Origin of the sequence: Paraburkholderia sp. CHISQ3 (assembly GCF_030464945.1) — a bacterium.
GTDB lineage: Bacteria > Pseudomonadota > Gammaproteobacteria > Burkholderiales > Burkholderiaceae > Paraburkholderia > Paraburkholderia megapolitana.
In genome coordinates this window covers 171,133-191,922 of record NZ_JALPRG010000008.1, presented here as the reverse complement: position 1 = coordinate 191,922, position 20,790 = coordinate 171,133, and the positions used below count along the sequence as shown (strand labels likewise).

At 61.3% G+C, this 20,790-nt stretch carries 14 protein-coding genes; 3 read left to right on the top strand and 11 right to left on the bottom strand.

Annotation, left to right across the window (positions count from 1 at the left end; all coding sequences use genetic code 11):
• Positions 1-2: 2 nt before the first annotated feature.
• The 6 genes from M0D65_RS20415 to M0D65_RS20390 all read right to left on the bottom strand — a co-directional run bounded on the left by M0D65_RS20415 (position 3) and on the right by M0D65_RS20390 (position 5,096).
• The gene (locus tag M0D65_RS20415; protein ID WP_266254292.1) at positions 3-353 is read right to left on the bottom strand and encodes a cupredoxin family copper-binding protein; all 351 of its coding nucleotides are present in this window, start codon (positions 351-353) and stop codon (positions 3-5) included.
• A gap of 36 nt (positions 354-389) precedes the next feature.
• A complete protein-coding gene (locus M0D65_RS20410; protein WP_266254291.1) occupies positions 390-1,334 on the bottom strand; it encodes a metallophosphoesterase in 945 nt (314 codons plus the stop codon).
• 106 nt (positions 1,335-1,440) lie between these two features.
• The gene (locus M0D65_RS20405) at positions 1,441-2,253 is read right to left on the bottom strand and encodes an anti-sigma factor (protein WP_266254290.1); all 813 of its coding nucleotides are present in this window, start codon (positions 2,251-2,253) and stop codon (positions 1,441-1,443) included.
• Complete coding sequence (locus M0D65_RS20400; RefSeq protein WP_266254289.1) at positions 2,250-2,789, bottom strand: sigma-70 family RNA polymerase sigma factor; 540 nt, start codon at positions 2,787-2,789, stop codon at positions 2,250-2,252. The genes M0D65_RS20405 and M0D65_RS20400 overlap by 4 nt, the downstream gene beginning before the upstream one ends.
• A 115-nt stretch (positions 2,790-2,904) precedes the next feature.
• Positions 2,905-4,383, bottom strand: coding sequence for an aspartate ammonia-lyase (aspA, locus tag M0D65_RS20395; RefSeq protein WP_266254288.1), 1,479 nt, complete (start codon positions 4,381-4,383; stop codon positions 2,905-2,907).
• Positions 4,384-4,583: 200 nt separating this feature from the next.
• The gene (locus M0D65_RS20390) at positions 4,584-5,096 is read right to left on the bottom strand and encodes a DinB family protein (protein ID WP_266254287.1); all 513 of its coding nucleotides are present in this window, start codon (positions 5,094-5,096) and stop codon (positions 4,584-4,586) included.
• 391 nt (positions 5,097-5,487) lie between these two features.
• Between M0D65_RS20390 and M0D65_RS20385 the strand changes: the two genes are divergently transcribed.
• A complete protein-coding gene (locus tag M0D65_RS20385) occupies positions 5,488-5,775 on the top strand; it encodes a DUF1488 domain-containing protein (protein ID WP_266254286.1) in 288 nt (95 codons plus the stop codon).
• Positions 5,776-5,807: 32 nt separating this feature from the next.
• Here the strand turns inward: M0D65_RS20385 and M0D65_RS20380 are convergent, their stop codons facing one another.
• The 4 genes from M0D65_RS20380 to M0D65_RS20365 form a co-directional block, all read right to left on the bottom strand.
• Positions 5,808-6,347, bottom strand: coding sequence for a hypothetical protein (locus tag M0D65_RS20380; protein WP_266254285.1), 540 nt, complete (start codon positions 6,345-6,347; stop codon positions 5,808-5,810).
• On the bottom strand, positions 6,319-14,925 hold the full coding sequence (locus M0D65_RS20375; protein WP_266254284.1) for a glucoamylase family protein: 8,607 nt from the start codon (positions 14,923-14,925) through the stop codon (positions 6,319-6,321). Before M0D65_RS20375 ends, M0D65_RS20380 begins: the two co-directional genes overlap by 29 nt.
• A gap of 863 nt (positions 14,926-15,788) precedes the next feature.
• Positions 15,789-16,808 (bottom strand): NADP-dependent oxidoreductase, encoded by a 1,020-nt coding sequence (locus M0D65_RS20370; RefSeq protein WP_266254283.1) that lies wholly within the window; start codon positions 16,806-16,808, stop codon positions 15,789-15,791.
• Positions 16,809-16,922: 114 nt separating this feature from the next.
• Positions 16,923-17,726 (bottom strand): endo alpha-1,4 polygalactosaminidase, encoded by an 804-nt coding sequence (locus tag M0D65_RS20365; RefSeq protein WP_266254282.1) that lies wholly within the window; start codon positions 17,724-17,726, stop codon positions 16,923-16,925.
• Between the two features lie 347 nt (positions 17,727-18,073).
• Between M0D65_RS20365 and M0D65_RS20360 the strand changes: the two genes are divergently transcribed.
• Positions 18,074-18,994, top strand: a complete 921-nt coding sequence (locus tag M0D65_RS20360; RefSeq protein ID WP_266254281.1) for an alpha/beta fold hydrolase — start codon at positions 18,074-18,076, stop codon at positions 18,992-18,994.
• A 61-nt stretch (positions 18,995-19,055) separates the two neighbouring features.
• Here M0D65_RS20360 and M0D65_RS20355 read toward each other — a convergent pair whose 3' ends face one another.
• A complete protein-coding gene (locus tag M0D65_RS20355; protein WP_266254280.1) occupies positions 19,056-20,120 on the bottom strand; it encodes an NAD-dependent epimerase/dehydratase family protein in 1,065 nt (354 codons plus the stop codon).
• A gap of 72 nt (positions 20,121-20,192) precedes the next feature.
• On the opposite strand from M0D65_RS20355, the gene M0D65_RS20350 reads away from it, so the two are divergent.
• Positions 20,193-20,600 (top strand): helix-turn-helix domain-containing protein, encoded by a 408-nt coding sequence (locus M0D65_RS20350; protein ID WP_091009056.1) that lies wholly within the window; start codon positions 20,193-20,195, stop codon positions 20,598-20,600.
• Positions 20,601-20,790 lie beyond the last annotated feature (190 nt).

Below are 20,790 nucleotides of genomic sequence, written 5' to 3'. Positions count from 1 at the left end.
CCCTATTCCACCGTGATGGTTGCCTTCATGTTCGGATGGATGCCGCAAAATATCTTGTAAGTACCGGGCTTGTCGAACTTGAATTGATAGGTGTCGTTCTGATCGAGCGCGCTGGAGCGAAACAAGCCGCTGTCGTTGACGACCGTATGCGGTTCGCCGTCGAGATTTTTCCATGTCACCGTCGAGCCCGCCTTGATGGTCAGCGACATCGGCATGAACATGAAATTCTTGATGACGACCGCGTTCGGCTCGGCGGCTTGTGCAATGGAAATGGAAGCACCCATGGAAGCAGCGCTGAACACCACAGCGCCGAGAGCGGTAACAAACGCACGGCGAGAAATTATCGTTGGCATGATGCAAGTCCTGGCTGAGTAAGCGTATCGACTCGTTCAGACGAGTGTCGTATCGGTGAGCGTCGCCGCAAGCGGATGACTTGCGACGCTGATGCGCGTCACACCGAGCATGTGCGGCAGGCGATCGCCCGGCACCGTCAGCGGCATCGGTCCCGGCCCTTCGCCCGCAGCCGGTTGCGGATAGGCCGTAGAACGCGCGGTATGGAAAGTGATATTGCCTTCCACTTTTGACACGATCTGGTGGATATGGCCGTTGAGAACGGTCACCGAACCGAACCGTTTCAGATAGCTCATCGCCTGGCCGGCATCACCGGTTCCCCAACCCCACGGTTCGTAGATCGTCCACATCGGCATGTGCGCGAAGACGACGATCGGCGTGCTCGACGAGCGTCCCTTCAGATCGTTTTCCAGCCACGCGAGCTGGTCGTCGCCGAGCCCGCCTAAACCGTTCGGCTTGAAGTGCATCACGTTGACGAGCGCGATGAAGTGCACGCCTTGATGATCGAAGCTGTAATAGCCCTTGTTGTCCGATGCCTGGCCGAAGCGGCTGAAGTATTCCGCGCCTGGTCCATCGGTCACGTCGTGCTCGCCCGGCACCGTGTGCAACTCGGTGATATTCAGGCCCGACAGCAGTTGCGCAGCAAGATCGAATTCGGCGGCCTTCGACAGATGCGTGATATCGCCGGTGTGGATCGTCAGCGCGGGTTTGACGGGCATCGCGTTGACGAGATCGATGGTCTGCTTGAGCGTGCCCGCGACGTCGGGATTGGCTTCCTTGTTAAAACCGATATGCGTGTCGCTGATCTGCAGGAACAGCGGAACGCCTGAATCGACTGACGTGCTCTTCTCGCTCGCGGCAAGCGCGAGATCGATTGGCGCAAGCACACCGCCGGCCAGAACGAACAACGTGCCCACGCCACCGAAGGCAAGGCATTTCAATGCGCCGCGGCGCGACGGATCGACAGGAGGATGTGACGGCATAGCGACCTCACGATGACGATGCGAGCAGTGAGCCGCAGGATCATCCTGCGGGCCGCTCGATCGGGTTCGTGAAGTAGACCGGCGTGTGGTGGGTTTTATTCCGCGTTCAGGACGCAGGATGCGCAAGCAGATCCGCAACGAAGCCATTCAACTCGGCTTCGCCGGCATCGGTGATCGCCCAGTAGTTCATGCCTGCGCCCGTCCAGTGCGCGAGGTGATAGCCTTGCCGTTCGACGATACGCGGCGGCGCAGCGCCCGCATCTTTACTCGGCCAGACGTAAAGATTGATCGGATGGAGTTTGTAGCGATAGACCATCACGGCAACGGATCGCCCATCGAGGTAATCGAGCCGCCCGCCGATCAACGGATACCCTTGCTGCACGAGATCGACCACCGGCGGCGCATAGTCGAGCTTGCCGTCGAACCACGGCTTGACCGTGTGCTTGTCGGTTGAAATCACATCGGACAGGTGATCGAACTGCAGCGAGCGAATATGGCTATCGACGAGTTCCTGGGTCAGACGCGTCTCGCTCGACGGCACCGATAGATAGAGCCCCGCGCTCCACGTTAGCGCGACCGCGCTCAACACCATCGCACCGACCGGCGCCCAACCCGGCGAGCTACCGCCGCCGAACCATCCGCCAACCCGGTCGCCCAGCTTCTGCCAGAGCGAGCGCGGCCGGGGCAGCGACCGGGGCAACGGCAACGCAGCTTCGATACGCTTCAGCAGTTCAGCCGGCGCATCCACGCGCAAGTCCGCCTGCTTGAGCTGCGCACTCACCTGACGGTGCTGCTCATAAACGCGCTGGCATTCCTGGCAACTCGCAAGATGCCGCTCGAACGCGAGCGCCTCGGACAGGCTCAGTTCCTGATCGATATAGGCCGGCAGTAATTCGAATGCGTGTTCGTGATCCATCATGCCTCCCGATCCGTCGGGGCGAGCAGCGCCGCGAGTTGCTGGCGACCGCGCCCGAGGCGAGACATCACCGTACCCATCGGTATCCCCACGATGGTCGCGATTTCCTTGTACGACAGCTCTTCCAGCTCGCGCAGCACGATCACCTCCCGGTACTCCAGCCGCAGGGCGCGCAGCGCGTAGTGCACCCGCTTCTGACTTTGACTGCGGATCAACATCGCTTCCGGACTACTGTCGGATTCGGCGGCACACGCCTCAATGCTATGCAGGTCTTCCTCGAAACTCGACGTCTGCGACGCGTGCCCGCGGTTCTGCTGATGCCAGGTGTAGAAGGTGTTGCGCACGATGCTCAATAGCCACGCGCGCGCATCCTCGCCGCGAAACCCGTCGAAAAAACGGAACGCGCGCAGGTAGGCCTCCTGGACCACGTCCTGGGCATCCTGGTCGTTATGCGTCAGCCAACGCGCGACGTTGAAGGCCGAATTCATGTGCGGCAGGACCAGTGCCGCGAAGCGTTGCGCGATGATTGGATCGGCCATTGAAGAACCCTGCAGTAACCGTATTCCGGGACCGACAGCTATAAGACAGCCGGCGGGTCGGTTTTATTCCCGGATGGCACATTCGGTCTGACGGCGGCCCCTGCGCCGCGTACTGTCACTCCGCGGGCAGGCCCGGTGCGCCGGCCGGTTCGTCGGCGGTGCTCAGCTTCGGGACCACGGCTTTCGCGGCGTAGATGCGCGGGCGCACCAGTTCCTCGGGACGTAAGGCGTCGTCGAGTTCGCTCTCGGTCATCAGTTGTCGAGCCAGCACGACTTCGCGGACCGTGGTGCCGTTCGCGTGTGCTTCGGAAGCGACCGACGTGGCGTTCTTGTAGCCGATGTACGGGTTGAGCGCGGTGGCGAGGGCAATCGAGCGTTCGATGGTTTCGCGCAGACGCTCCGGGTTCGCCGTGATGCCTTTCACACAGCGTTCGGCAAGCGTCGTGCAGCCATTCGTCAGATGCTTGAAACTGCGGAACAGACTCACCGCGATCATGGGTTCGAATGCGTTCAGCTGCAACTGGCCGGCCTCTGCTGCGAACGTGATCGCCACGTCGCTGCCGAAGACCTCGAACGCAATCTGGTTGACGACCTCGGGGATGACCGGGTTCACCTTGCCGGGCATGATCGACGAACCGGCCTGCATCGGCGGCAGGTTGATCTCGCCAAAACCCGCGCGCGGACCACTCGACAGCAACCGAAGGTCGTTGCAGGTTTTGGAGAGCTTGACGGCAATGCGCTTCAGCACGCCCGATATCTGCACGAACGCGCCGCAATCCTGAGTAGCTTCGATCAGGTTCGGTGCCGTCGATAATTCGAGCCCGGTGATCCGGTTCAGCGCGATGAGCGCTTTGCCCGCGTATTCGGGGTGCGCGGTAATGCCCGTGCCGATCGCCGTAGCGCCCAGATTGATTTCGCGGATCAGCGCGGAGGTTTCCCCGAGCCGCGCCATGTCCTCATCGAGCATCACGACATAGGTTGAGAACTCCTGGCCCAGCGTCATCGGTACCGCATCCTGCAACTGCGTGCGGCCGAGTTTCAGCAGCCCGGCGAATTCTTCGGCTTTTTCCGCGAAAGCGTCGCGCAATATCTTCATCGCGCCGAGCAAACGTTCGATTGCAAAGCAGGTGGCAATGCGTAGCGCGGTCGGGTAGACGTCGTTGGTGCTTTGCGCGAGATTGACGTGTTCGTTTGGATGCAGGAACGTGTAGTCGCCGCGATGGTGGCCCAGGATTTCCAGCGCGCGGTTGCAGATCACTTCGTTCGCGTTCATGTTGGTCGACGTGCCGGCGCCGCCCTGGATCATGTCGACGACGAACTGATCGTGCAGCTTGCCTTGCCGCACTTCGACGCACGCGGCAACGATGCCGTCGCGCAACGCGGGATCGAGCAGGCCGAGTTCCGCGTTGGCTTCAGCGGCCGCCTGCTTGACCGAGGCAAGCGCATTTACCAGTTCGGGGTACGCCGCGATCGTCACACCCGATATCTGGAAGTTCTCGACGGCCCGCAGCGTGTGCACGCCGTAGTAAGCCTCTTGCGGTATCTGCCGCTCGCCCAGCAGATCATATTCGACACGAAAATTCGGGGTATTCATGGCGCGATTTCCTTGAGTGGCTGGAGCGGCAAGGGGCAATATGCGCGACGACTGGCCCGCCTGCCATCCTTTCGAATTGCATGCAGTGACGTCTGCATGCATCGGCATTCCGCATGCAGACCCTGGCGGTCATCATAGCCGGAGCCGACACGAACGGGCGATTGAAATCGAAACCGGCGACCCAGCCAGGGCGCCCCTGCTTACGCCGGGATTTGCGGAACGTCGCGCAGGAACACGGGAAGATCGTTTGACGCCAGCGAAACACCCGCCTCGAACATCAGGGTGCTGACAAAACCACGGTGATAGGTGCCGTGATTCACGACGTGCAGGATCATTTCGTTGCGTGTCATGACACCCTCGCCGCCACCGATAAAGTTGAAGTGGATCGGTCGCTCCAGATCTTCGGCCGATAGCCCGTCGGCGTAATCGATGTACCACTGGTCCAGCGTCTGGACCGCGCGCCATAGTTCGTCGAGCGGCGGGTGTTCGCGTGTATTGCGAGCGGTATAACCGTGCTCGCGTCCTTGAAGGTGGGCCTGAAACACGTCGTCGATGACGTAGACGTGATTGAGCGTATGCACGATGTTGCCGAAGCGGGTGTTCCGTTGCTTGATCGCTTCTTCGTACGGCAATTCGCTCACTGCGGAGAAGATGAGGTCGTTGGCCCACGCCTTGTAGCGGGTCAACATGCGGATGGTTCTTGTCGTGGTCATGAGTCGCTTCCATCGCGTGATTCGGACGGTCGGGTATCGTACACAACCTTCCGGTATTGATAGGGGCACGTCGAGAAAGCTATTTTGCCCGACGTGACAACCGGTCGACAGATACAAATGGCGCAGAAATCACCGGATCAGTGTCAGGTAATAAAAGACGCTGGCACCTCCCGAAGGGTATACAGTAGGGCAAGGCGGGTTACATATCGTGACCTCCTGCTCCGGTACCCTACATGCAATTAAAGTCAAAATCAGCCACGGCTATTGCCGGCGGCGAAAGCGCATACACGCGCGAACGCAAAACCCACGCCCTTGTCCTCGAAACCGCAGATGCTTTGCGCGAGGAACAAAGACGCACCAATTTTGCTTCGATCGATTCGAAAGCGAGTAAATGGCGTTATTCAGTTCCGTCAACGAAAGCCTGATCGTGGCGCTCGAATTCCCCAATCCCAGCCGTAGTTACGATGCCTCCAGGCATTGCGTATGTTTCTGGGGGTATGACAACTCGCGCGAAATCACCTTCCAGGTCGACGATGCGATGCTGAGGAACCTGCAACCTGACGCGGGCTCCGACGAACGATCGATACTTGGTGCATTCGACCAGTTTCGTGAAAAACTCCTCGACATCGCGAGGAAGCGGTATGTGAGCGGCCCGCAGAACCGGTATTCGCTGTCCTAGACGCAAGCCGCGTGTTGGCGGTTTTTGTGCCATCAAGCCTCAAAGCGCTCCCATTTGAAGCGTTCGCTCATCACATGTACCACCAGGCTATCAATCGGCATTGAGTCGACCGAGCCGCACCACGCGGCTGGATACGCCTGTTGCAACTTCCCTGCCGCATGTAAAGCCGCCCAGACCTCGTGGGTGATGCACGCTTTTCGCCGCAACGCTTCGCCGGCGTACAGGCGCTTGACGTCACATCCGTAGCGCACGAGTCCTTCGCCCTCCGCGTAGGTTTCTCGCATCGTCAGACGGCGCACCGGTTGTCCGGCCTCATGGCATGCCTTGCCAGCGGTTTGCTCCCAGTGTTGATTTCGCGAGAACCAGAGTATGGGTTCGTCGGTCGACTCATTTCCAATGCGGCCTGGGACCAGCATTCCGCTTGCAGTGATGGACCGCAATTTCCGGCCCGTTGTGTAGTGCCACGCCAACATTGTTTTCCCTGATTCAAAAACTCCGGCGCCGGACGGCTCGTCCAGCGCCTCGATAGGCGTACGTCGATCGTCACACAACCTGTTCGCCATGATCGACATCTTCGTTCGCTGCAAGGCACAGCGAAATCAGGAGCGTGTGCGAACCGGCATCCAGCGGCACCCGCACACATCCGCCCTCGCAATCGACGCTTGTGCCGTCTAGTACCGCACGCATCACACTGTGCCCAGCCGTGGAGTCAACGCGAATGTCATACCGTGTCGAATGCACATTCACTGTCGCTGCAAATCCGGGCCACGTGTCCGGAATACAAGGATCGATGACGAGGACATCGCCCTCGCGACGAATGCCCAGAATGCCTTCGACACCCGCGCGATACATCCATCCCGCAGACCCCGTGTACCAGGTCCAGCCACCGCGCCCGACATGCGGTGTCACGGAATAGACGTCGGCGGCAACGACATAAGGTTCGACCTTGTAGCGCTCGACTTCCGCCGCCGTGCGTGCGTGATTGACAGGATTGACCAGTGCAAACAGCGCGGCGGCCTTGTTGCCATCGCGTAGCTTTGCAAACGCGAGGATCGCCCACATCGCCGCGTGGCTATACTGCCCGCCGTTTTCACGCAACCCCGGTGGATATCCTTTGATATAGCCGGGATCGTGCGCGGTTCTATCGAATGGCGGTTTGAACAGCAACGCAAGCCCGTCGTCGCGACGGATCAAATGCTTTTCCAGCGAGTCCATCGCCAGCGCCGCACGCGCCGGATCGGCCGCGCCCGACAGCACCGCCCACGATTGCGCGATCGAATCGATCTGACACTCCTCGCTTTGCTTCGAGCCGAGCCACGTGCCATCGTCGAACGTCGCGCGGCGATACCACTCGCCGTCCCATGCATCGCGTTCCAATGCCTCGCGCACCGACACCGCATGCGTGCGCCAACGCCTGGCACGCGCGATAGACACGGCATCGCGCGACTCCGCCAGTGGTGCAAACAGCTCGATGGTGCGCAACAGTAGCCACGCAAGCCACACGCTCTCTCCTTTGCCGTTCGCACCGACGCGATTCATCCCGTCGTTCCAGTCGCCGGTGCCCATCAACGGCAGACCATATGCGCCGGTGAGCTCGATGCATTGATCGAGTCCACGCGCGCAATGTTCGAACAGCGATGCCGATTCGTCCGCGACCAATGGCTGAAAAAATGCGTCATGCTCGCCCGGTTGTAGCTGCGGCCCATCGAGGAACGGCACACGTTCATCGAGAATTGCAACGTCGCCAGCGCAGCTAACATAGGTTGCCGTAGCGTAGGCGAGCCACACGCGATCATCGGAGATCCGTGTGCGCACGCCTTGTCCCGACTGCGGCAGCCACCAATGCTGAAAATCACCTTCGACGAACTGCCGCGCCGCGGTGCGCAGCAAATGCCGCCGTGTCTCGTCCGGCTGCACGTGCGTCAATGCCATGCCGTCCTGCAACTGATCGCGAAACCCATATGCGCCGCTCGCCTGATAGAACGCGGAGCGCGCCCAGATACGGCACGCGAGCGTCTGATACAGCAGCCAGCCGTTTAGCATCAGGTCCATCGCGCGGTCGGGGGTCTTCACCTGGACGGCGCCGAGCACGCCCTGCCAGTGGTTCGTCACCTCCGCGAGGACCGCATCGAGATCGGCCTTGCGATAACGCGCGATCAACGCGCGCACTGCTTCGACGGATGCGCATTGCCCGACGAACGACACCACTTCGATAGCCTCACCCACCCCCAGTTCGATCACACCCTGCAACGCCGCGCAGGGATCGAGGCCCGCACCGGTCGCACCGGATAGCGGCGTCTTGCCGGTCAGCGCAGCGGGCGCAGACGTGCGACCGTTGCGGCCGAGAAACTCGCTGCGATCCGCGGTCCATGCAGTCTGCGCTCCACCAAGATCGGCAAACGCGACGCGTCCCGCGAACCCGGTGCTCCACGGATTGCGCGCCAGCATCGCGCCGGTAGCGGAGTCGATCTCCGTCACGATGAACGGCCCCGACGCGCCGCGTGACGTACCGAGCACCCATTCCAGCCATGCCGTCACGGACAGTCGGCGCGGCATGCCCGACAGATTGCGCAAGGTCAGCCGGGAAATCTTCAGCGGGTCGGCAAGTGGTACGTATTGCAGCAAGTCGAGCGCGATGCCATTGGCCTCGTGTTCGAAGCGGCTGTAGCCGTGCCCGTGACGCGCGATGTAGGTTCCACTGTCGCGGATCGGCAGCGCGGTCGCGCTCCACACCTCGCCGGTCGCTTCGTCGCGCACATAGATGGCTTCGCCGGCGGGATCTTCGACCGGATCGTTCGACCACGGCGTGAGCTGGTTCTCACGGCTGTTTTCAGCCCATGTGTAACCACTGCCTTCTGCGGCGACCTGAAAACCGAAACCGGGATTGGCAATCACATTGATCCACGGTGCGGGCGTCGTTGCGCCTGCCGCAAGCACGGTCACGTATTCCCGACCGTCTTTATCGAAACCGCCAAGACCGTTGAAAAACTCGAGCTTCGCTGGAACCGGCGAGGGCACGCGCGGCTGACGAATCGGCGCGGGCCATAGCGACGACATCGGCGGCTTCTGCCGGCGCAACGCCGACGGCTTGCCCTGTGATTGCGGCAAGCGCGCGAGCTGATCGGCAATCGACCCGCGCCGCGCGACCAGCGCGACACGCGCAACCGATTGCAGCAACGCGCGCGCCTCGACGCTCATCAAATCGGCGCGCAGCGTATACACCGCTCCTTGCGCGAGTTCTTCGCCGAAGTGTGGCCGCGACTGGCTACTGCGCACCGCTGTTTCGATTGCGCCCTGCAACTCCTGGATGTACGAAGACGCGCGCTCGTTGACGATCACGAGATCGACACCGAGCCGCTTCATGCGCCAATACTCGTGGGCCCGCAACAGTTGCCGAACCTGCGCGATATCTTCGACGTCGTCGATACGCAGCAGCACGATCGGCAGGTCGCCGGAAATCGCGTGCGGCCACAATCCCGACTGCGCACCGGCCCCGCGAACGATCGTGTCCGACGGCGCCCTGAAACGCGCGTCGGCATAAATGAGCGGTGCGGCGAGGCGCTGGAAATCGGCCGCCTCTTCGGCTTCGACATCGAGATGTCGCAACTGCACCTGCGCTTGCGTCCATGCGAGCGTTTTGGCGCGACCGAATGCGTTACGGTCGTGGTGCTTGTCGATCATATCGAGCAGTTGCGCCCGCGACTCGGCCACCACGGTCCAGAACGTGACGCGCGCGACCTTGCCCGGCGGCACCAGTACGCGATACCTGAGCGCAAACACCGGATCGAGTACGGTGCCAACGCTGTTGGTGAGCGGCCGATCGCCGAGAATCGCGTCCGCTGTGCCCGCGTTGCGGCCACGCCCCAGAAAACGCGCGCGATCCGATTCATATTGCGGATCGGCCGCGATCTCACCGTCGACAACCGCGAAATGTGCGGCCCACATCTGCTTTTCGTCATGCGAACGCGGGCGACGTGTGGCCACTAGCGCACCGAATTCGGCGAGGTACTCGGTCTGAACGAACATCCGCGAGAAAGCAGGATGCGCGTTGTCGGCCGCGGACGTGGCCAGCACGATTTCGGCGTAGGACGTCAGCTCGATCTCGCGTACCCGGCGTCCGCTGTTGGCGAGCGACACACGGCGCACTTCGCCATCTGCTTCACCGGAAACCAGTACATCCATCGTGGTGGTTAGCGAGCCGTCGCGGCGCACAAATTCAGCGTGATCTTCGCCGAACACGACTTCTTCATATTCCGCTTCGCTGTCCACTGGCTGTGCGCCCGCCGACCACACCTGGCCGCTGCGCGCATCTCGCAGGAAGATGAACGAGCCCCAGTCGTCGCGGGTCGCGTCTTCGCGCCAGCGCGTGACGGCGGTATCGCGCCAGCGGCTGTAGCCGGCTCCCGTTGCCGTTAGCATCACAGCGTAGCGGCCATTCGACAGCAGATGCGTCACTGGTGCGCCATCCGCCTCGGCAGGTGCGACGATGCGCCGGACCGTCGGCGGCACGGCGCCCGCTTCAACCGCGGACGTGTTCACTTCCTCGGCACGCGGTTGCGCAACGGCGACATTGCGCGGCATGCGCTCCTGCAACAGCAACTCGCTTGCCTGGATCATCGGTTCGCGATGGAAACGCGCGCGCATCTGCGCATCGAGTAGCGTGTTCGCGATCGAGACGATCGTCATACCCTGATGATGTGCCATGAAATTGCGCACGATCGCCACGGTCTCGTTATCGGGTAGCCGCGAACGCGTGAAATCGAGTGCTTCATAAAAGCCGTAGCGCCCCAGCGCGCCTAGCGCGGCAAGTTGCGCATAGTTCTGCCGCGCAGCCTGTGGATCGACCATCGCTGCGAGCCCCGTTGCATACGGCGCGATCACGAGATTTTCCGAAAGACCACGCTTGAGACCCAGACCCGGCACGCCGAAATTCGAGTACTGGTAGGTGAATTCCATGTCGCGGGCGTTGTAAGCCGACTCCGAAATCCCCCACGGAATACCGAGCGACCGCCCATACGACGCCTGCCGCTCCACCACCAGACGGCTCGTCTGTTCGAGCAGGCTGCCGACCGGCGCACGCATCACCAGCGACGGCATCAGGTATTCGAACATCGATCCCGACCACGAGATCAGCGCCGAGCCGTTGCCGACCGGCGTCGCAGAGCGACCGAGCCGGAACCAGTGGCGCGTCGTGACGTCGCCCTTCGCGATGGCAAACAGGCTCGCGAGCCGTGCTTCGGAAGCCAGCAGGTCATAGCAATTGGGATCGAGGCTGTTGTCGGACTGCGAATAGCCGATCGACAGCAGCTTGCGTTCCGGATCGAGCAGAAATGCGAAGTCCATGCCGAGCGCCATGGCACGCGACGCATCGGCGAGCGACTTCAAACGCTCTCGTAAAAGTTCCGGTGCATCGGTGGATTGTTGCCGGTCGCGACCATGCTCGACGGTGCTCTTTCTCAATGCATCGATCCAGAACATGAGATCGGCGGCACTGTCGTCGACGCCGGTCGGCACAATTTCGCGCGCGGCTTTCGCGGCTTTCTCCGTCAAACGGGACAGCGACGGCGACAGCGCTTCGAGCGTCTGTGGCCCCTGCAACTGCGCTTCGATTTCGTCGAAGCTCGCCGTAATCTGCTTGCCGCGCTCGCCGCTTGCGGCCAGTAGCGCATCGACGGCTTCGCGCGCGAGTTGCAGGTTGTCCATCATCCCTGCCCGCGCAGCCGGCGCGAGCAGCGCGTTCACCCACTCTTCGCAGGCATTGGCGAGGACGATTAAATGACCCGCCAGATTGCCGCTATCCACCGACGAAACATACGCAGGCGCCAATGCCTTGAGATCCAGCGTCCCGTACCAGTTATAGAAATGTCCCCTGAAACGCGACAGTTTCTCCATCGATGCGAGCGCCGCTTCGAGGCGCTCGACGGTTTCGGTCGTACCCGACCAGCCGAAATCGCGTGCGGCAACCGCCGATAGAAGATAAAGACCGAGATTGGTGGGCGAGGTCCGATGAGCCACCACGGGCTTGGGATCTTCCTGAAAATTATCGGGCGGCAGCATGTTCTCAGCCGGCGTGACAAAAGTCTCGAAGAAGCGCCATGTGCGTCGCGCAATCAGACGCAGATCGCGCGTGTCCGGGTCCGACATCGCGAAGTGCCGCGCGATACCCGGCGAGCGGCTCGTCCACAACGCCAGCGCCGGTGCGGCAAGCCATAGCACTGCAAACGGCAGCACGAGCGGCCAATGCGACGGCACGAGCACGAGTGCCCCAGCCGACAGCGCAAGCCCGAGCACGACGCCAGCCGTCATCTGCCGATAAAAACCACGCAGATCGAGGCGCGGACTGCCGCTCGACTGCGCAGCCGTCGTCCATTCGAGCAGACGGCGATGCGTCACGAACAGCCGCGTCAATGTCCGTACGATCGCGTCACCCATGCGCCGCGCGTGGTCGGCAAGGAACACGACCGACAGAAAAGTTTGCAACGTGGCAAGCCGTACATCGGCGGCCAGCACGCGAACGTGATTGCCCAGACGGATGCCGGTACGCCGCGGTACGATTGCGAAGAGCGTCGGCAGGAAGGCGGGAATCGCCAGCGCGCCTAGCACCAGCAGCGCGCCCATCATCGCGGCGCGAACCGGCATCAGCCAGCACAGTGCGAGCGCGGCGATCATCGACGGCGCGAGTAACGAACGACGCAAATTGTCGAGCATTTTCAGGCGGCCGATCGTCGGCATGGCATGCCGGTCCCGACCGCGATGCCCGACGATCCATGGCAACAACTGCCAGTCGCCACGCGTCCAGCGATGCTGTCGCTTGGCGGTCACGTCATAACGCGACGGCACTTCCTCGACTACTTCGACATCCGATGCGAGGCCGGCGCGCGCAAAAACGCCTTCGAACAGATCGTGACTAAGCAGCGCGTTCTCTGGAACGCGGTCACGCAAAGCGGCTTCGAATGCGTCGACATCGTAGATGCCCTTGCCGGTGAACGAACCTTCACCGAACAGATCCTGATAAACGTCGGACACGGCTGCCGCGTACGGGTCCATCCCGCCCGGGCCGGAGAAGACGCGCTGATACAGCGAACCTTCCTGCCCGACCGGCAGCGATGGCGTAACACGCGGCTGGAGAATCGCGTACCCATCGACCACACGTTGTTCGGCCTCACTGAATTTCGGCCGGTTCAGCGGATGGGCCATCTTGCCGATCAGGCGCAATGCCGCGTCTCGTGGCAGACGCGTATCGGCGTCCAGCGTGATCACATAACGCACGCCCGACGGCACCTGTGGTGCTCGACCGGCGATCGGCTGGAAGGTTGTATCGGTTGCACCACGCAGCAAACGATTCAATTCGTGCAGTTTGCCGCGCTTGCGCTCCCAGCCCATCCATGTGTTCTCGCTCGCGTTGAAGACGCGGCGACGGTGTAGCAGCAGAAAACGCGCGCCGTTCGGGCCTGGCTCGTAACGGCGGTTCAATGCGTCGATCGCGTCGGCAGCGACGGCCAGCAGATGTGCGTCGCCGGCTACCTCTTCCTGATCCGCATCGAGGCCGTCTGCCAGCAACGCAAACGACAGGTCCCCGCCCGCACCGGCGAGGTGATGCACCTCCAGGCGCTCGATCTGCTCACGCAGGTCGGCTTCGCTCGTCAGCAGCGTCGGCACAGCGACCAGCGTGCGCAGCGACGACGGCACGCCTGCTGCCAGTTCAAGACCTGGCAACGTGATCGCGCCAAAACTCCACGTGATCGTGCGGTTGATCAGCGCAGTCGCGATCTCAGTGGCAGGCAGAAATCCGCACAGGGCAAACAGCAAAAACACATCGACATGGAGACCTCGCGGTGCAACCGAGCCGAGCCCCCACAACACCAGCGCCAGCAAGGTCGTGGCGAGCGTGAGAATCTCGCCGACATAACCGCCGGCGCCAAGGCGGACATTGAATCGCGTGATACGCAAACGTGACGTCGGACGGAACCCGATCGCCTGTTCGAGCGCGCCACGGCCCTCGGCGATCAGGTGGTAGCCGGGATCGCTGGCTCGCTCCGTATGCACGGCATCGTCTGTTGCGCCGGCGGCCGCTTGCGCTGAGTGCAGCGCAAGATCGGCGACTTCGAGTTCGGTAAGACGTGAACCACGCGCTAGTTGCTCGATCGCGCTGCGATACAGATTGCGGGTCGGAAAATCCATCGCACCGAAGGCACTGCCGGCACGCAAGCGGGCGTCGACCAGACTCACGCTCTCGAGCAGGTCCGCCCAGTCGATGTCGGAAATCAACCGCATGCTGGTAATCACATTGCGCACGGTGACGTTCGACGCGCCCTGACGCTGCTGCGCGTGCCGCACGACTTCATCGACGCTGGCGCCCTGGAGCCTGAGCCGCTCTTCCAGCCAACCGAGCGCGGGAGTGGTTCGTGGATCCTGGTCGCGCAACCGTTTAGCAAGTTGCGCAGCAAACAGTTCCGAGAGCAGGCCAGACGAACGCGTTGAGATGTCCGCTTCGAGCGCCGAGCGCGCGCTGCCCGATTCGAGCAGACGATCGGTAAGCGCGTCAGCGTCCGCGCGTGCGCTGCGACCAACCGTAATCTGATCGGTCAGACGACGCAGGTTTTCGATCAGGACGATGCGCAATGTGATCGCAACGGCCCACAACTCACCGATCGTCAGCGGCTGGACCCGTTGATACGCGTCGATGAAACGCCGCAGGATCTGCGGATCCAGATGGCTGTCGGTATGGGCGACGAAGGCCCACGCGAGGCCGAACACGCGTGGATAGCCGGCGAACGGGCCGGCGGCGAGCTTGGGCAACTGCCGGTAGTAACCGTGCGGCAGGTCGTCGCGGATTTCGCGGATCTGTTCCTCGACGAGGTGATAGTTGTCGAGCAGCCATTCGGCGGCGGGCACGACGCCGCGGCCGCTCTCGAGTTCTGCGGCACTTGCGCGGTAGGCCGCGAGCAGGACGGCGCTGTTGTCGTTAAGCCGTGTGTGCAGCGACAGCACGACGGGAGGGTTCTTCGTCACGGGTTGCGCGGCAGCGAGACTCTGCGCGTGTTGCTCGAGCCGCTCGACGCCGAACAGTTCCTCTCGCACCGGTGCGGTGTCGGTCCACGGCGGCAACACAAAGCGACGCCGCGTGACGTAACGCAGCAGCGCGTTCACAGACGCCTTTGTTGCGACGTTCGCGCTAGCGGCGGATTGAACACGTCGGGCGTCGTCACTGCGCCGCTGTACTCGCCGTACTGTTCATTGGAGTCGGACATGATCGGTTCTTCCTTCGCAGCGGCCGGCTTACGTGTGGTGTGTCGCGTAAGCGGGCGCCTGCGGGCTGGGGTGGGTCCGACGAATGCGGAGGTATCACGCAACTCCGTCAGGACGAGAGAGCAGGCACGCACGGCTTCTGCCGGCGTGTTCAGCCATGACGCGATGCAACCGCTGACGCAGTTGCGGATCGCCAGTGCATCGAAACATCGCGCTGGGACGATGTGGATAGCGGAGGGCGCCGGTACACCGTCACGCGCTAACTGTTAGCGGTCGTCAGGCGGTGTACGAAAACGGCGGATCAGTCTTGATCGGCCCGATGCTGCAACAAGGAGAGGCAAGGGCACTGGTGTAGCCCTGTCCCTGTCAATGCGGTTTCCAGCGAAACATCCGGAGATGGGATAGCGCAGAAAGGGCACGGATCTGTGCCCAATTTCTGCTATTTCTTCCTGGCCGGTGCGCTGGTTGCAGCGCCTTTCCCTGTAGTTGCCGGGGACACGGCCACCACAGGAGAGATCGCCTTCTTGGGTTGTTTAGGCTTCTTAGCCTCGCGATTTCCGCGCGTCGCGCTCTTTGCCAATGTGATTCTCCTGAATTGCCGGTCGCGAAAGCGACAGCCCTATCGCGCAGTCTGGGCGCTTCTGGCGTTACTGTCGCGATTTATCTTTTTCGGTGCCCGTTGCGCGTCTTCCGGAAGTCGTCAGTCAAACGGGGCGCGATGGGGTCGCAAGTCTTGTTCTGCCCCACCACTACCCGCTTCACGATCACACCCTGACCAGCAGCTTCCCTAGGTTCTTCCCTTCAAACAGGCTGTTCAGCGCGTTCGGCAACGCATCAAAACCGTCGATATACGTTTCCTGATAAACGATCTCGCCGTTCTTCACCCACGGCGCGACGGTCTGCAGCATTTCGTCCATCCGGTGCGTGAAGTCGCGCGCGAGAATGCCCTGGATCGTCGCGCGTTGAAACAGCATGTGCTGCAGGAATCGCGGTGCGAGATCCGGTGTGTCGAGACCGCCGTCGTATTGCGCGATCGCGCCGCAGATCACAATCCGCGCGCGGCGCTTGATGAGCGGAATCACTGCGTCGGTGATCATGCCGCCGACATTGTCGAAGTAGACGTCGACGCCGCCGGTAGCGGCTTGCAACGCCGACTGCAAACCTTCGAGTGTCGGATGCGCGCGGTAATCGACCGCGCCGTCGAGCTTCAACGTGTCGGTCAGAAACGCGCACTTCTGCGCGCCGCCCGCAATGCCGATCACCTTGCAACCGGCTCGCTTGCCGAACTGCGCGACCAGCGAGCCGACCGCGCCCGCCGCACCGGACACGACCAGTGTGTCGCCGGGACGCGGCTTGCCCGCTTCCATCAAACCGAACCACGCAGTCCGTCCGGGCATGCCGAGCACGCCGAGCGCGGTCGAAACCGGCGCTTCGTCGGGATTCAGGCAGGTTAGCTCGCTGTGATGACACCGGGCGTACAACTGCCAGCCGCTATACGCCGACACCCAGTCGCCCTGCTTGAAGAGCGGACTGGCCGACGCAACCACTTCGCCGACCACGCCCGCACGTTGCACGATGCCAAGCGGATGCGGCACATCGTAGGTATTGCGCTCGTGCTGCTGAATCCGGATGTACGGGTCCACGCTGACAATGCGCGCGCGGATCAACACTTCGTTCGACGACAAACTGGCGTCGATCTCGCTTTCGCGTAACTCGTAATGCTCGTCGCCAACACGTCCTTCGGGGCGTTTGACGTAAAACCACTGACGATTCTGGTAACTCATAGGAAGCTCGCTGCTGTCGTAGGCAATCAGCGATCTTACCAGTGACGTGCATATGAGTTGAGTCGAATCCCGATAGTTGAACCGGGGCCCGCGCGGCCCCGGTGCCTCACGCGCTTACTCGAACCGGCACGCCGAACGCGGTAAAGCCGCAAGCGTATCGCTCGACAACTTCAGGATGCCGTCGAAATTGGCCTTGTTATCCGCAGGACAGAAGTCGGCGAGTTTCATGTGATCCGGCCGCGTGTATTCGACGTTGAACACGGCCTTATTCAGCGCGATGAAGCTCGCATAGCCGCCGCATACATGGTCATGATTGCACTGCTCGTTGAGTGCCCAGTCGGCGACTTTCGCCATCGCGGTCGCGATGTTCGGCCCGTTCTTCAATCCCATCGACATGCCGCGATCGTGCGCGGCGTTGATCAGTGCCGTGTTGTAGTTGAGTTGATCTTCGAGCGTGATCGGGAAACTCGTGTCCTCGGCATACGAGTCGTCCAGATCGGGTTCCACGCCGTCGCAACCCTTGGCCTTCGCGCGATCGAGACGTGCCAGCATGATCGGCATCAGGATCGCGGTCTGTCGGATATCGAGCCAGCGCTCCGTATCTTCGTAGCCTTCGACGGGGTTACCGAGCACGCCTGGGGGAAACTGGCCCGCATCGTTCCGATACTTTTCCCAGCCACCTACCTCCATATAGCAGACGACATAAATACCCTTTGCCTTCAGACGCGCGATCGTCTGCGCATCGGTCTGCTCCATGTCGATGTCGTACATCTTGCGCGGATTCTTGACGCCATCGAGGATGGTCTCGTTGATCGTGTTGCCATCGAGCTGCCATTGCCAGCTCGTGCCGGGAACCAGTGGCTTCCAGCTGGCGTTCTGCTGCGCGGACTCTTTGAGCGCCTTCGCAGATGCGCTCAAAGAGTCCGAACCCGAACCCCCTCCGCATGCGGCGAGCATAAGAACCAATACGAATGAACACAGCGATTTTCCGTACATGACAGATCCTTTGTTCTAGCAAGTTTGTCGGTGTGAATCTGGAATGCAAGAGGTGCAGAAAAATTGTAGCGAGGGCTCGCAGTTTCACTGTCCCGTTTTGTCGACTTTTGTCCTGGAAGGTGGGCGTTACCTTCGTCACGCCATCGCTGCGCCGTCGTCACGATGTGTAGTTGCAATATAAAACTCACTCTGCTATAAAACTCACTAGTTGCAACATGCAACACGTATCACTAGCTGGACTTAGCCGCTTCTTCGAGAAGGGTCATTTCATGACGCGATCCAACGATACGTTTGACGGCGCGTTTCCGTACGCGCCGTGCTTTACCGACGCGCCTGGTTTCCGCATGCATTACGTCGACGAAGGTCCCGCCGACGGCCAGATCGTCCTGTGTCTGCATGGCGAACCGACATGGGGTTATCTGTACCGGGACCTGATTGCTACGCTCAAGGGCAGCTATCGCGTCATCGCACCCGATCACATGGGATTCGGCAAGAGCGAGACGCCGCAAGAGCGCACCTACTGGCTGCAGGACCACATCGATAATCTTGAGCGTTTCGTGCTGGCACTGGACTTACGTGCGATCACGCTGGTCCTGCACGACTTCGGTGGAGCGGTGGGGATGGGCCTCGCAGCGCGGCATCCGGACCGTATCCAACGCATCATCAGCACCAACGGACCCACGCCGTTTGGGCAAGCCACGCTGATCGACCGCCTGACCGCGAACGCCGAGGTTTCGCCATGGTTTAGCTGGATCTTGAAAGCGGAGCCTGAAGGACGTCTCGAAGCAGTACTTGGCGAACTAGGCTTCAACATTCTGAGTACGCTAAAGATCAATGGTTTCGAGAATCACGCACTGATTAACGACACCTGGTTGCGCGCATACGGTTCCCGCTTCGCCACACCCGCCGACTGCGCGGGTGCGATCGGTTGGGCCAAGGGCTTTGCGATCGGCGCACACCGTTTCGAGGTACCGGATGCGACAGCTCTACGCGCGATTCAATCGAGGCCCGCACTCGCGATCTGGGGGATGGCCGATCGCACGTTGCATGCGGAGCACTTTCTTCCATTGTTTAGCGAGGTTTTTCCGCAGGCGGAGATACATCGGTTAGCCGGGGTGGGGCACTACTGTCACGACGATGCGCCTGAAGCAATCGCCGGGCACATCGCACGCTTCCTGCAGCAAACCTGATGCCGGTTAGCCCGTTCGTGCCGGCATAGCGCGCTTGACACACACGTTGATGCATCCGGCACTACACATTGATCGATTCAAGTGCGCTTCCCGGCACAAGTCCCGCATGAATCAGGCTCTTCGCGCAGTCCAGCACGGCGACAGACGGCGGCCGCGGATGCCAGTCGAGCAACGTAGCCGCTTGCACCGTGCTGAAACGCGGCCGTCTACCGATCATCGGCACCATGAAACGTGCGTCGGCCTGAAACAATGCTGCGATACGCAATACGAGGTTTGGCAGCCTGCGCGAGGTCACTTTCGTCGCATCGTCACCGAGGTTCTCGCGCAATAGCCTGGCAATCTCGGCAAGCCACAGAAAGTCGCTGGACGCCAGAAATCGCTGACCGGCAGCTTGCGGTGCGAGCATCGCCTCGATATGAAGCTCGACTAGATCGCGGACATCGACGATGTTAAATCCGACATCAGGTACGGCGGGGACCTTACCTGCGAGCATGCGCGCTACCACGCCTACAGAACCGGAGATGCTGCGCTTCATAACCGGCCCCATGATCATGCCGGGAAGGATTGTGGTCAGTGTCGTCGCACCATTCGATTGCCGAATGAACTCCCACGCCGCGCGCTCCGCCAGCGTCTTGGACCTGGCGTAATCGCTCACACCTTTGCCGTTGACGTCGGTCCATACTGCCTCATTGGACTCGGGTTCATCCTTGTCGGCCCGCGTAGTCAGTGCAGCCGCCAGCGACGAAGTCACGACCACCCGCTTCACACCGGCTTCGACAGATGCCCTCAGAACACGAAGCGTGCCGTCTCTGGCGGGCCCCAGGAGATCTGTACCTTTGGGTTCCCCTTCACCCATGGGCGACGCAACATGTACGACGAAGTCGCAGCCGGATACCGCGTCGGCCCACCCCTTGTCGGCCGAAAGATCCGCGACGCAGAATGTCAGGGCGTCGCCGGAAACACCCTGGCTCGTCACCGCGGCGCGCACGCTGGCTTCACGCGCGATATCGCGCACTGTCGTTCGTACCTTGAAACCGCGCATGAGAAGACCCACGATCATCCAGCCGCCGACATAGCCCGATCCGCCCGTCACCAGAACAACGCCCTCTTTGACCTCGGTGTTCACATCCAGTCCTCTGATAAACAAGTGGACTTCGATAGTATGGTCGGTGTCGCGATGCCACAAGGAGGCACTTTTATGCGCTCAAGTCACCTTAAGGTTCCCAAAGCCTGTTCTGCTGCTGTGCCTGAGACACTCGCCATCGATGTGTGTGAAGCCGTAAGCGACGTCTTTGCGCGGGTCGGCGATAAATGGTCGCTTCTCGTGATCCACGTCCTTTCCAGTGGAACCATGAGGTCCAGCGAATTGAAGCGCAGTCTGGGTCCCATTTCGCAGAAGGTGCTAACGGCAACGCTCAGAGGATTGGAGCGCGACGGCTATGTCTCACGAAGCGTGACGCCTAGCGTGCCGGCGCGAGTGGACTACGAGTTGACTGCGATGGGGCATGAGGTACTCGCGCCTGTGACTGCGCTTGCGACATGGGCGATGTCCCATCGTCCGCAGGTTAAAGCCGCCCGGGCACAGTTCGATATTGAATACGCCTAGATAATTTCGAACACTGGCCGATCGCGACACCAAAGAAATCGACACGTCGCATTCCATCAAGATGATGGCGGATTTACGCTGCACGACATTCAACCAGCATCTAAAACTTAACTGTCATACAGATTGTGGATACTTGTGCGATCGGTTTTGCACACGGGCGTCCCTGCTTGACCTGCCTTTCTGCTTCCGA

Excerpts from the sequence above, each read along its gene's own strand:
- M0D65_RS20415 (WP_266254292.1), bottom strand. The coding sequence starts at position 353 with ATGCCAACGATAATTTCTCGCCGTGCGTTTGTTACCGCTCTCGGCGCT.
- M0D65_RS20410 (WP_266254291.1), bottom strand. The coding sequence starts at position 1,334 with ATGCCGTCACATCCTCCTGTCGATCCGTCGCGCCGCGGCGCATTGAAA.
- M0D65_RS20405 (WP_266254290.1), bottom strand. The coding sequence starts at position 2,253 with ATGATGGATCACGAACACGCATTCGAATTACTGCCGGCCTATATCGAT.
- M0D65_RS20400 (WP_266254289.1), bottom strand. The coding sequence starts at position 2,789 with ATGGCCGATCCAATCATCGCGCAACGCTTCGCGGCACTGGTCCTGCCG.
- aspA (WP_266254288.1), bottom strand. The coding sequence starts at position 4,383 with ATGAATACCCCGAATTTTCGTGTCGAATATGATCTGCTGGGCGAGCGG.
- M0D65_RS20390 (WP_266254287.1), bottom strand. The coding sequence starts at position 5,096 with ATGACCACGACAAGAACCATCCGCATGTTGACCCGCTACAAGGCGTGG.
- M0D65_RS20385 (WP_266254286.1), top strand. The coding sequence starts at position 5,488 with ATGGCGTTATTCAGTTCCGTCAACGAAAGCCTGATCGTGGCGCTCGAA.
- M0D65_RS20380 (WP_266254285.1), bottom strand. The coding sequence starts at position 6,347 with ATGTCGATCATGGCGAACAGGTTGTGTGACGATCGACGTACGCCTATC.
- M0D65_RS20370 (WP_266254283.1), bottom strand. The coding sequence starts at position 16,808 with ATGAGTTACCAGAATCGTCAGTGGTTTTACGTCAAACGCCCCGAAGGA.
- M0D65_RS20360 (WP_266254281.1), top strand. The coding sequence starts at position 18,074 with ATGACGCGATCCAACGATACGTTTGACGGCGCGTTTCCGTACGCGCCG.
- M0D65_RS20350 (WP_091009056.1), top strand. The coding sequence starts at position 20,193 with ATGCGCTCAAGTCACCTTAAGGTTCCCAAAGCCTGTTCTGCTGCTGTG.